Below are 12,307 nucleotides of genomic sequence, written 5' to 3'. Positions count from 1 at the left end.
AAACGCACATCCGATGAAAACGGGATTTAAAATTTTATTAACTGTAATTTTCACTGCAGGCTTTTCGCAATCGGGTTTTTCGCAGTTTTTAAATGCTTCGGATACTTCTGAGAGCAGTGTAAGAAAATATCAGAATATCATCAGTTCCAATAAAGAGATTGTTGAATTCATCGAATATTCAATGGTGGAAAAAGGATTGCCGAGACATTTGCGAAATTTAGCTTTGATTGAATCCAATTTCAACAGAAACATCACTTCAAGTGTCGGAGCAGTGGGAGTTTGGCAGTTTATGACTGCACACGCCAATCAGTATGGTCTTACTGAAGCACAGCGGAATGATTTATACCGAAGTACAAAAACAGCAGCGATTTCGCTTTCAGATCTTTACAGAAAGTACAACAATTGGGTAACGGTAGTTGCTGCGTACAACTGTGGGGAGGGAAACATTGCCAAAGCCATGAGAAATGCAGGTTCTACTCAGTATCATGTTTTTGCTAAATATCTTCCGGCAGAAACGGTGAATCACGTTAAAAAATATCTGAACGCATGTTTCGCAACCGGAGAATTGAACTCAGTTCTTACAGATTACAACAATTCACGAATGAAAAAAGTGTTTCTGGATGGCAGCGGAAGCGGAAAAACGATTTCATCACTTACAGAAGCGGAAATCAATGCAGGTTTCAATCTGAAAATTGTTGCGGAAGAACTGAAAATAGAATACTCTCAGCTTACTGAATGGAATCCTGAGCTGGAAAGACAATTACAGGAAGAGGGTGACGGTTTTCTGAGACTTCCAATAGATTTAATGCCTGATTTCCTGTTAAAAAAGAATAAAATTTTGGGAAGATCGGTGAGAGAATCTTCCAAAAACAGTTCAAATTAATCGTAGTTCTACGACATCAAATCGTAGAATTACTACACTTTTTCAAATTTGTTCCAAAATATTTGAAAATCTTTTCAGGACGTTCTACCTTTGGAATACGAAAAATAAAAATCACAAGTTTCATTTAAAAAAATTTTACGTTATGGCACTTAATTCAAGAGGAATCTTAAAATTCAACGGTGGCGAAGGACAAAAACTATTAAAGCTGAACTACAGCGTTTCGAGATCAACGGACGTATCCGGTAGAGTAGCTTCAGACCCATCCAACGCAATCATCAAAGTAACAGTGGAAGCAACAGAGAAATCTGACATTCTCGAATCTTTGCTTAATGGAAAATACAAACCAACGAGCGGGGAAATTACTTTCAACAAATCTCACGAAGAAGGAACTTTAATTACCTTAAACTGGGAAAACGGTTATGTGATTCAGCATGAAGTGGATTTTGATGCAACAGATGAAAATTCGATGTACATCAGCTTTGTGGTGAGTGCAGAGAAAATTAACTATGGAAATTCTGCTTACGAAGGTCTTTGGCCAACAAGCTAGAAAACCCATCTTTTCAGTATTAATGTATACAAAAGCAGGGCTGTCAATTGATTTTGACAGCCTTTTTTTATGTTAAATTATTTTCAATCAATCCAAATCTTCACAAAACTGAAAAATACCTCCGTTCTTCACTATAGCATACATTTCAATCCCGCATCCCAAACCTCGAATCCCAAACCTCGAATCCTGCACCTTGAATCCCGCACCTTGAATCTCGAATCTCGAACCCCGAACCTCGCATCTTGAATTTTAAATCTTAAACCTTAAATTTTGAATTGCAATCGTAGAACTACTACACAAAATCGTAGAACTACTACAAAATCTGAGATAATTGTTTTTTAGGATGAATTTTCAAAAATGTGGTTCTATCTTTGGAATACCAAAAACAACAGATCACAAAATATTAATTTTAAAAAATTTACATTATGGCACTTAATTCAAGAGGAATCTTAAAATTCAACGGAGGCGAAGGACAGAAATTATTAAAGCTGAACTACAGCGTTTCGAGATCAACAGACGTTTCAGGTAGAGTAGCATCAGATCCTTCCAACGCTTTAATCAGAGTAACTGTAGAAGCTACAGAAAAGTCTGATATTTTAGAATCTTTGCTTAACGGAAAGTACAAGCCGACAACAGGAGAAATTACTTTCAACAAATCTCACGAGGAAGGAACATTAATCACTTTAAACTGGGAAAACGGATACGTAATCCAGCACGAAGTGGATTTTGACGGTACAGATGAAAATTCGATGTACATCAGCTTCGTTATCAGTGCAGAGCAGATCAATTATGGTAATTCTGCTTATGAAGGTCTTTGGCCGTCAGCTTAAAAAAGAAATCATCAGAGTTTTATAGTTATTAAGGGAACGAAGACTGTCATTTTTAAAAAAGGCAGTCTTTTTTGTCTAAAAATTAATAATTATGTTAAATCTTTTTTAAAACTGAAAATTGTCGCTGCATAATTTTTAGGAGTTGCTAAAAATAATTACCTTTATTATCACACAATCACATTATTATGACTACAAATCCGGAAAACAGAAGCGGGAGCGGTTTCCGTCCGTCCCAGAACGCCGAAAATATATCTGCCCATCAGCATACCGGTATCAACCGTCTTGTAAAACTTTCTCTGGTTATTGACGGTAAAGTGATCCGTTATTACAAGCATTTCAGCCTGAAGCAAAGTGCCAACCGCCACCATGAATTTAAAATTACGCTTGCTCATGACGCTTTAGGAGGAAGACAGACGCACACTTTGGAAGATGCCAATGAGTTTTTAGGAAAAAGATTAACGGCTGTAATTTCTTACAAAGATGTTCAGAACAGCCCTGAGAGAACGTTTGTTGGCGTGATAACAGGAGTTTCTTTCAGTCAGGAACAGATGAGTTTAGGGAATATTGTGCTGAAAGGTTTCAGTCCGACAATTTTACTGGATGGCGCACCTCATATTCAGAGTTTTGGAGGCGGAAAGTCTGCAAGCATTGGAATTATCGCTGATGAGGTTATTCAACAGGGTTTAGACAAAAGCAAATTTGATGTGAGAATCGATACCAATGATTATTCGCAGATTGTCTACAGTAGCCAGTACAACGAAACCCATTACAATTATCTTGCAAGAATGGCAGAAGCTTATGGTGAACAGTTTTATTACGATGGCGAAGTTCTACATTTCGGAAAGCTGCCACCTCAGAATTCTCCGGTAAAACTCATTTACGGAAGCAGCGCTCAAGATGTGGAAGTAGAATTAAAAGCATTGCATACAAAACCACAGTACTACGGCTACAACAGCAGTAAGAATGAAAAATTGACTTCTGGTGCAACGCCGGTGCAGCACGTTGGTGATTTGGCAAAAACGGCCTATCAGCACAATGATTCTATCTTCAAAACACCAGCCTTACAGGTAGCTCCAATCAAAGCCTCGACGAATCTGGATGTGGAATATTCACAGAGAAGTACTTCAGGAAGTGAGGCTGTAAATGTATTTTCAGTTTCGGCAAAAACAACGGTGCCTTTTCTTCATCCGGGCTGCATCGCAGATATTCAGATGAGAAAGATCGACAGTAACGAAAGCTCTTATTTCACCAAAATAATGATCACTGAAACAACGCATGAGATTGACACCATTGGTCATTACAGTGGAAGTTTTCAGGGCATTGCAGCCGATACAGGATTTTTACCAAAACCCGATTTCACGGTTCCTGTTGCCCAGCCCCAGATTGCCACAGTGATTTCAAACACCGATCCTGAAGGGCAGGGACGAGTGCAGGTGAGATTTGACTGGCAGATGAATGACACCACCAATTTCATCAGAATGATGAGTCCCGATGCTGGCGGAACAGATCAGGTAACCCAAAACAGAGGTTATGTAGCCATTCCCGAAGTCGGTGACCAGGTGATGGTCAATTTTGTACACAATCATCCGGACAGGCCATTTGTAATGGGCGGAATGTTCCATGGGGGCACTGCTTTAGGCGGTTTTGCTGATAACAGAGTGAAATCTATTATGACGAGAAGTGGACATAAAGTGGTTTTTACTGAAGATGAAAGTATTATTATTACAGATAAAAGCGGTAATGAAATTCATCTGGATACGACGGGAAGCAATATCAATATTACGGCACCGGAGACGATGACTTTGAATTGTAAGAATATGTTTATTAATGTTGCGGAAAATATGACAACGACGGTAGGTAGAGATCAGTCTGACACCATTGGCATGAACAGAAGTCAGAGTATTGGAATGAATGCTACGCAAAGTGTGGGTGCGATGAAAATGACTTCTGTGTTGGGAAATACGAGTATGTTTATTACGGGAAAACTGACGGAAATGATTGAGGGTGACGTGCATAGTGAAGTTAAGCAGGGTAAAACTGTGATTAATTCTGAAAAGGGAATTGAAACGAGTTCACATGGCTCGATAAGCAAACATGCTCAAAACGAAGTTCAGAATAACAGTGGTGAACGCAGTAAAAATTACTAAAAACTATGAGCAGGACTAGAATTGTAAAAGGTAAGATAACAGAAGTTATTGGGAAAGATTATAGCATTTTTTCTGAAAGTAGTATTATTGATAACGCGATAGAATTGATTACCGAAAAGGGGGAAACAAATGGTATAAGTTTCCAAAATCCTTCAAAACCTGCAGCGGGAGAAATTAAAGCGAAATGTCTTGTGCAGTTCAGACCGCATAACAAGTGGAATGGTGAATATGGGTTTGATTGGATTAGAACGGGAGACACAGGACAGAGTGGTGACAAAAAATGGTATAGAGATATAATGGGAAACTATACTTATCCGAAAACGAAATATGGATTTGATTATTGTAATCCAAACTTTCACAACTTAACTTCAGAATATGATAAGTTGGTAACCTCGGAATTTAGAAAAATGATTGTTACATGGAAGAAAAATGGGAAGTATCCCTATTATTACATAATTCCATATCTTTCTTTACTACCAAATAATAAGGCAATACTTCAGCTAAAAATAGAGACTGAGGAGCAACCTGAAAGTTTTGAATTAGAATATGACACCAATTATTTTACTGCCAAATTACTCAAGCCTATACCAACTTCTGCAGGCAAACATACAATAGATCAGTGTTTGGAAATTACTTGTACAAATGAGTTTGTTACAGACCAGGAAATAATCATACAAGCATTTAAAGATGGGATAGGAGAAGATGTGGGAAAGTTAATAGTTGTAAAAAACAGCACATCCAATCAAAGGAAAATCAAAGTTACATTAGTTCAAGTATTCAAAGGTCGAAATAGTGTTATTATTGCTGATGAAACTTCTTTTTTGAAAAAAATATTTAAACAGAGCTATGTTAATTTGAAAGTACAAAAAACAAGAATTTCTATTCCATCCACAGTTAATGTTGTGGATAAATTCAATCAGAATGTCGACGAAATGTTTCAGTATTTGAATACTGAATTAAAAAACTCCCATAATTCTAATGGAGTAAAAAATGGTACTTTCTATGACGATTCCTATAAAATATTCTATGTTACAGATGTTTGTGAAACAAATGATTGTGGTGGCGGCTATATTTTAGGATATTCTCATGAGCTCCCGAAATCGCCTGTAAAATCTAATTCAATTAAGAGTAGTGTTATTGTCTTTAATCTCGCCCTAACTCAAAAGAAAATTACAATGAATAAATCTGCTGCTTCGTGTACAGCGTCTCATGAACTTCTCCATGCTATAGGTCTAAGCCATACATTTGATGATTATAGTAAGTATATTTTTAAACAATGCGAAACTGATAACATAATGGATTATAATGACGATGTTACAAATTTAGTAGGAAAACAAACCTATAAATGGCAGTGGGATTTAATAAAAAAACAAATATAAATGAAAGCATACTACTATCTTTTCAGCATAATAATGTTGACTTTATCTTGTAATTCAAAAAGTCAAGATTTGACAGAGTCAGGAAAAGGAGTTACTAAAATTAACGAAAAAAAGATGACTGTGAAAATTTTCAATATTCCTGAGTACGAAAAGAAGCTAAAAGCAAACCCTGATTATACAGGTTATAAAACCAAAGAAAATGTTTTAGTAGAACAGAACTATATGTTGGATGATCAGCACTTTGGAGGAGATTATAACCCCAAATATGTCATTGAATATTTGCAGACTGAGAAATTTCCAGATGGGTTCGCTGATTTTTATATTTTTAACAAGGATGGTATTTTAGTACAGTATGAAAGATATTTTGATGATATCGAAACCGGCGTTTGGAAAAAATACAATCGAGAAGGAAAAATAATAAATCAGGAGAATAAGGATGTCAATTATTCATTTTCAATAGCTGACGTAATTCTCTTCAGTAAAGAAAATAACGGAAATTTAAGTAAGTCTGGTTCTTTGAAGCGTTCTTATGATGACGAGAAGAAAATTTATGTCTATGTAATTGAATGGGTTGTAAAAGATGAAGAAAAGCCTTACACCCAAGGCTTTGTTTTGAAAGGTGACAATGGTCAAATTATGAAGTCTTATCGTAAAGATCCTCCAAGAATAAAAATGTAATTAAACCGCCTTGGTTTTTAAATAAATGTATGAAGATTAGGTAATGATTTAAATGAAGATTTTGAAATTTCTTTTTCACTTAAAAAAGATAGTGATCATTCAACGTTGGTACCTTTTGGAATATTGGATTTTGAAGGGGGTTATGAAAACGCCAATTTTGCTTTTAACTACTCGTTAATGCTCGGAAATATAGATTCTTTAGAATTTAAAATATTAAACGAAGGCGGAAGTATATTATTTCAGATTACCAATTTACCTGAGATTGTTGTGACGGCACGAAGAATTCTTAAGCTTTCAGAGGACATAAAAAATAGGAAGCCGGAGTATGATTTTTCTAATCCTGTGAAGGTTTGGGATTGGAAAAAGTGTATTCAATAACTACAAAACATCAGCTTCAGATTACACAAAAATTGGTTCCTATGTTATTTTTTGGGATGGTTTTGACAATAACAATGTTTATGACAGTTCAAAGTTCAACAATAAAAAATTGAAAGCGGTTATTACTGCCAGTAAAAATGGTAAAGAAAAATCAAAAGAAGTTGAGTTTTCTACAAGGTATAGTGAGGTGGAATGGGTTGACGTAAAAATTGATAAAAATAAAAAAAAGATTGATACGACATTGCGTGTTAACTTAAAAGACGGCGGAGAAGAAGGATTAGAATGCTCTTCTAGCTTATCGGGAATGAGAGATGAAACGCGCTGGCTTGAGACTTGTCCATGGGAAAAAATTTCTCAAGAGGCAATAAATTATTTTAAAAAAAGTCCTATAAAAAATAGAACAAGAAATTGGGAAGAGTTGAAAAATATGGCACTGGAAGGTATCAACACATATTGGAGCAGAACTGATAAGAAAACTTTTTATAAAGGAACAGATATTCATGGTGAAAAATGGGAAATATTAGTTAATGCTGTTCAAGATGACAAGGGCATGGTTGCTCCTAAAATTATTTATTTCACAAATAAAGAAAATACAACTTTTAATCGTTCCCACAATTGGGAGCTACACAGAGAACTGTACTATAAAACTGGTTACACATTTTATTCTGATTGGAAATCTTATAATAAAAATACCATTGTCTATCTTACCAAGGGATGGTTTTATACTGATTCTAAAGACAGTGATTTAGATTTTAAAGAAACCGCAGCCCATGAGATTGGGCACCAATTGCTATTGACTTATGGGGGACGCAGTTATAGTTATACACATAAAAGTACATCCGAACCCACCTGGATTCAGCAGTATCCACTGCCAGGCACAAAGTATCCCAAAGGTAATGAAGAAATTGATCTGATGAAATATGCTGACGAACAGGTACCGATGGACTATCATGATAGAGTTGTTCTATCAAAAGAGGATTCGCTAAGCATCGTTTGGCTTAGCAAAATCGAGATTTTAAGTTTATTGTTTTTCCTCTCATTACTATTATCATGTTCTACCAAAAATTCAGAGAGTGAGAGAGAAATTGTCGATTATTATAGTGGCATTGTGCTGGATAAAAATAATGGGGTGATATTGGAGAATGTGTCTGTTAAATGTTCACTAAATAATAAAGTTATTAAATCTGTTTTAACAGATAAAAACGGATATTTCAAAATTTCTGACTCTTCTTTAAACATACTTACAATACAAAAACCAAGAAAATTAATTTTTAGTAAAAGCGGTTATAGTTCTGATACAATTAATTCAGCTCAATTAATTCCGCAATATAGACAGAATAAAAATCCAAATATTAATTACTTTATATATAAAATACCCGATACTATTTATTTACAAAAAGTGGACAAACCTAAGTAGAATTCATAATTGCAGGCATTTATACCGTGGTATTGTTGATGAAGCAAGAGGTGACAAAGATGTACTAAAATATAGGTGTATAATTGATCTTAGAAAAGGAGTCAAAATTGAAGATTCTGCTTTGGTTAAATTAGACAAAGAATCGGATTTTCAAGCAAAACTAAAAGAACTTAATCTTCCAGAAACTTTCCTGAATCCTGATGAAGTATATGAACAATATAAACAAAACCCTGTTTTACTTTGGTTTCCAGAGGATATTAAAAAGCAATTAGAAGAAATAAAAAAACAGAAATAATTGTGTTATGATAGAAGTTATTATATTGTTCGCTATTTTAGGATTTATTTTTTTTATTCGTTTTGTATGCATTTTTATGCTTTTGTTCAGAAGAAAAAAAGGAAAGGGAGTAGAAGTTGGCAAGATTGTACAAGACGAGAATAGTGTTTTGCATGTGTAATTAATTTTTAATAAATATTTTAAAGACAATATTACAGTAAAAGTAAAATACATCGAGGGTGAAGAAGTGGGAAGAGCCATAAATTATATCGAAGAAAAAGAAGAACAGGCAGAATATAAATCGTTTATTTTTAATCAGATTAAAGACCTTCAAGCACAATCCAAAATATTTATTGAATAACAGAAACAGTGGATTTTATTTTCAAAAGTGAACAGTTTCTTAATAACTCAAACAAAATTCAATTTTTCCGAAACGTTTGCTGAGTCCCTACGCAGCCGGAATGAACCAAGTTGTGCAAAACAGAGGTTACGTAGCCATTCCCGAAGTTGGTGATCAGGTGATGGTCAATTTTGTCCACAATCATCCGGACAGGCCTTTCGTCATGGGCGGGATGTTCCATGGGGGCACTGCTTTAGGCGTTTTTGCTGATAACAGAGTGAAATCTATTATGACGAGAAGTGGACATAAAGTGGTCTTTACGGAAGATGAAAGTATTATTATTACAGATAAAAGCGGTAATGAAATTCATCTGGATACGACGGGAAGCAATATCAATATTACGGCACCGGAGACGATGACTTTGAATTGTAAGAATATGTTTATTAATGTTGCGGAAAATATGACAACCACGGTAGGTAGAGATCAGTCTGACACCATTGGCATGAACAGAAGCCAAAGTATTGGAATGAATGCTACGCAAAGTGTGGGTGCTATGAAAATGACTTCTGTATTGGGAGATACGAGTATGTTTATTACGGGAAAACTGACGGAAATGATTGAGGGTGATGTGCATAGTGAGACGAAGATGGAGAGAAGTGAGGTGAGTGACGGAAAAATTGTAACCCAAAGTGCAGGAACGAATGAGCAGCATTCTGATAAAATTGTAAAAAATAATAGCTCTGAAAAGAGTAATAATTTCTAAACAGTTATCCCCATGAGCAGAACGAGAATTGTAAAGGGAAATATCACGAAAGTTGTAGACGGAAATTATAAAAGATATTCTAAAGATAACATTGAAAATATTGGTTCTAAAGTAATACAGGTAGGGAAAGAAAGCGGGGTAAGTTATGGTTTAAACGAAGATCCACCCAAACCTCCTATTCTCAACTATATAGTACCAATTTTAAGCGGTGATATTATTTTTTGCAATGGCTATTTAAGTACTCCTAAGAAAAACCCTGGTTCGTATTTAAATGTTGTTATGGATAAAGTTCCTGATGACCTCGCTCAAAATCCAGTTCGAGGTGCAAATATGAATGAAAAGCAGATAACAGATAATATTGATATCTATACTAATGATGAGTTAGAGATGGATAATCGACAAGGAGGAGGTACTTTGTATAGTGATCCTAATTATGAGTCAACTGAAAATTATCGTTGGATTTTCGCTGTAAAAGAAAAGTTTGAAGGATATTGGGAAGGGTATGATAATGTCACAAAAAAAAGATATTCTCAGATTTTCAAAGAGTATTTTCATGCTCAGGGAAATGCTCATTTCATTAATGGTTCACATGGTTTACAGTCATCAGGTGCACACAGGGTAGAACATGGTATTGCACAAGGTTATGTCTGGGCTAAAAGAAAATGGAATATCAAAGAAAAATCAGTTATAGAAAATCAGAAAGAGCAAAACCCAGGAATTGCTAGTTATTCTCCAAATTACAAGCCAGTTACTGTTGTAGGACACAGTCAAGGCGCTGCCATTGCTGCAGGGACAGCTCTTGGAATTATTTATTATGCTTATGAAATAGGTTGGGAAGAGATTCCAATCAATATCATGTTTTTAGGTACTCATCAGCCACAAGGACTTTATGGCGAAGATTATACGCAATTCAAAAATTATTACTTTGAAGATTTTATCAAAGAATGGGTTTTAGAATGGATTGGTGATATTTTTACCAAAGAAAAATTATATCAAAATCAAGGTATTTATGAAAAGATGAACGAGCTCTTGGGAGATAATTCTTGGGGAGGTCTCATTGATCGAGCAGTTCAATTCACTTTTCCCAATGATAGAGCTTTGTTTGTAACGAGAATGGGAGATATTCCCTTTGTGAAAAATGCTTGTAACGAAAAAGATAATCTGCAGTTTGCAAGTTGGATGTTTGTAAAGAAAGATGCTCCGGAAGGATTCTTCGAAGAAGAAGGTTATCATTTCCCCAAAAGACTTCTGGATAAAGCCTTTAATCCTGATGGGAGCATCAATGAAAATGCGCCAACATTTAGACAATGCGTTAAAACATACTGGAAAACATATTATCAGTATAAAACCTATCGTGATTCTGTCATTTCCAATCCTTCTAAAAAATATGAACCTGCAAAATATAAAATCCCTATAATCAGCCAGGTTTTACCAGATTGGTTTCACACGATTTTAGATCAGGCTATTTCAAAAGCAGAAGGGACAAAAAAATCTCTTTACATGAAAAGTGAATTGTACCGTCTTAAGCTCAATGCATTAATCGCTTTTGAAAAAGTTCATAATATGGAATTGCAGGCGCATTTTGCTCCCGTTGGGTTTATGTTTAATAAAGGAACGCTTTCAGATTGGGATCAGTACCAGGATCAAACGATTTGGGATAGAGTAAAAGAAACTGGAAAAGATTTGTTTTATCGGCTAGATTACTCTTCAGGCGCGGGTTCAGATCAAAAGAGAAAAGAAGAAAAAGCTTTCGTAGAAGGTAAAGGCAAAGCATTAATGATAAAAACCAGCATTGCCAATACTGCAGGGATTAAAAAATGGGTAGACCAAGCTAAAGAAGAACTGAAAGTTGAACCCCATTGGTATACTAATATTGTAGATTGGGCAAAAGGCGTCAAAGAATATGACGGCTCCGGCTGGGCACATGGTGCAAGAAGAAAATTGGCGGAATCTATTGGGCTTACAGATGGAAATATTAACAGTCTTTTTGAAGCCGGAATTTATTCTATGCTGCAAAGTGGCGAAGTGGATATCAGCAAGAGTAAAAGGTTGATTAAAAAAATTAATGAAGATCCTGCATTTGTTGAATATGAAAAAGAAATTGCTCAAAAAATTGTTAATCATCCTAAATATAGAAAAGAATCTTTTGAAATTATTGATCTTCCATTAAGAGCAATACAACTAGGAGGAAAAAGAGCCAAAGGAGAAATGTTGGATCAGTTTAAAAATCCTTTTAGTGCTAAATACAGAGATACTTGGAAAGTGGCTGCTAATGAACTAACTTGGTTGCTTAGAAGTATTGGTGTAATAACTATAGTTAGTGTAGGCAAGAATGGGAATGTGAGGATTCAGCATAAATTTGAAGATACTTTTGATTTGCGGGCGTCAGAAGACGGATCACGAAGCATTGAATATGATGTGGTAAGTATCATTACTGGGTTTCTATATCACGATATTGCGGGAGGGAATGATTTGTTAAAAGTAAAAGGTGATTGGACGAACACTTATTCTGAAAAACAATTACAAGACCGATTAAACGAGAAACCGAAAGGTTATCTTGAAAGTGTCGGAGATAATATCCGAAGTGATATGGAAGGGCTGATAAATAAAGTCATAGATATTATAAAATAAACGAATGAAAAAGATCTTTTTATTAACACTTACAACAATT

General features: G+C 35.2%; 11 protein-coding genes. All 11 read left to right on the top strand.

Annotation, left to right across the window (positions count from 1 at the left end):
* Positions 1–13 precede the first annotated feature (13 nt).
* The 11 genes from NG809_RS04635 (at position 14) to NG809_RS04585 (ending at position 12,267) form a co-directional block, all read left to right on the top strand.
* Entirely contained in the window at positions 14–883 is an 870-nt protein-coding gene (locus NG809_RS04635) for a lytic transglycosylase domain-containing protein (protein WP_262148484.1), read from the top strand.
* Between the two features lie 142 nt (positions 884–1,025).
* Positions 1,026–1,430 (top strand): type VI secretion system tube protein TssD, encoded by a 405-nt coding sequence (tssD, locus tag NG809_RS04630; protein ID WP_262148483.1) that lies wholly within the window; start codon positions 1,026–1,028, stop codon positions 1,428–1,430.
* A 425-nt stretch (positions 1,431–1,855) separates the two neighbouring features.
* Positions 1,856–2,260 carry a type VI secretion system tube protein TssD gene (gene tssD, locus NG809_RS04625; protein ID WP_056035938.1) on the top strand — a complete coding sequence of 135 codons (405 nt, stop codon included), beginning with the start codon at positions 1,856–1,858 and terminating at the stop codon, positions 2,258–2,260.
* A gap of 185 nt (positions 2,261–2,445) precedes the next feature.
* On the top strand, positions 2,446–4,407 hold the full coding sequence (locus NG809_RS04620; RefSeq protein ID WP_262148480.1) for a type VI secretion system Vgr family protein: 1,962 nt from the start codon (positions 2,446–2,448) through the stop codon (positions 4,405–4,407).
* 5 nt (positions 4,408–4,412) lie between these two features.
* Positions 4,413–5,786, top strand: coding sequence for a zinc metalloprotease (locus tag NG809_RS04615; RefSeq protein WP_262148478.1), 1,374 nt, complete (start codon positions 4,413–4,415; stop codon positions 5,784–5,786).
* Complete coding sequence (locus tag NG809_RS04610; protein WP_262148477.1) at positions 5,787–6,464, top strand: hypothetical protein; 678 nt, start codon at positions 5,787–5,789, stop codon at positions 6,462–6,464.
* Between the two features lie 177 nt (positions 6,465–6,641).
* Complete coding sequence (locus NG809_RS04605) at positions 6,642–6,842, top strand: hypothetical protein (RefSeq protein WP_262148475.1); 201 nt, start codon at positions 6,642–6,644, stop codon at positions 6,840–6,842.
* Between the two features lie 109 nt (positions 6,843–6,951).
* On the top strand, positions 6,952–8,259 hold the full coding sequence (locus NG809_RS04600) for a carboxypeptidase-like regulatory domain-containing protein (protein WP_262148473.1): 1,308 nt from the start codon (positions 6,952–6,954) through the stop codon (positions 8,257–8,259).
* A 121-nt stretch (positions 8,260–8,380) separates the two neighbouring features.
* Complete coding sequence (locus NG809_RS04595; protein ID WP_262148472.1) at positions 8,381–8,554, top strand: hypothetical protein; 174 nt, start codon at positions 8,381–8,383, stop codon at positions 8,552–8,554.
* A 440-nt stretch (positions 8,555–8,994) separates the two neighbouring features.
* Positions 8,995–9,636 (top strand): bacteriophage T4 gp5 trimerisation domain-containing protein, encoded by a 642-nt coding sequence (locus NG809_RS04590; RefSeq protein ID WP_262148470.1) that lies wholly within the window; start codon positions 8,995–8,997, stop codon positions 9,634–9,636.
* Positions 9,637–9,648: 12 nt separating this feature from the next.
* Positions 9,649–12,267 carry a lipase family protein gene (locus tag NG809_RS04585; RefSeq protein ID WP_262148467.1) on the top strand — a complete coding sequence of 873 codons (2,619 nt, stop codon included), beginning with the start codon at positions 9,649–9,651 and terminating at the stop codon, positions 12,265–12,267.
* Positions 12,268–12,307: the final 40 nt, after the last annotated feature.

The organism is Chryseobacterium foetidum, from assembly GCF_025457425.1.
Classification (GTDB): domain Bacteria; phylum Bacteroidota; class Bacteroidia; order Flavobacteriales; family Weeksellaceae; genus Chryseobacterium; species Chryseobacterium foetidum.
This window is presented reverse-complemented; position numbering and strand designations above follow the sequence as displayed.

What these genes read in the sequence shown, in the direction of transcription:
- NG809_RS04635 (WP_262148484.1), top strand. Translation starts at nt 14, where the DNA reads ATGAAAACGGGATTTAAAATTTTATTAACTGTAATTTTCACTGCAGGC.
- tssD (WP_262148483.1), top strand. Translation starts at nt 1,026, where the DNA reads ATGGCACTTAATTCAAGAGGAATCTTAAAATTCAACGGTGGCGAAGGA.
- tssD (WP_056035938.1), top strand. Translation starts at nt 1,856, where the DNA reads ATGGCACTTAATTCAAGAGGAATCTTAAAATTCAACGGAGGCGAAGGA.
- NG809_RS04620 (WP_262148480.1), top strand. Translation starts at nt 2,446, where the DNA reads ATGACTACAAATCCGGAAAACAGAAGCGGGAGCGGTTTCCGTCCGTCC.
- NG809_RS04615 (WP_262148478.1), top strand. Translation starts at nt 4,413, where the DNA reads ATGAGCAGGACTAGAATTGTAAAAGGTAAGATAACAGAAGTTATTGGG.
- NG809_RS04610 (WP_262148477.1), top strand. Translation starts at nt 5,787, where the DNA reads ATGAAAGCATACTACTATCTTTTCAGCATAATAATGTTGACTTTATCT.
- NG809_RS04605 (WP_262148475.1), top strand. Translation starts at nt 6,642, where the DNA reads ATGCTCGGAAATATAGATTCTTTAGAATTTAAAATATTAAACGAAGGC.
- NG809_RS04590 (WP_262148470.1), top strand. Translation starts at nt 8,995, where the DNA reads ATGAACCAAGTTGTGCAAAACAGAGGTTACGTAGCCATTCCCGAAGTT.
- NG809_RS04585 (WP_262148467.1), top strand. Translation starts at nt 9,649, where the DNA reads ATGAGCAGAACGAGAATTGTAAAGGGAAATATCACGAAAGTTGTAGAC.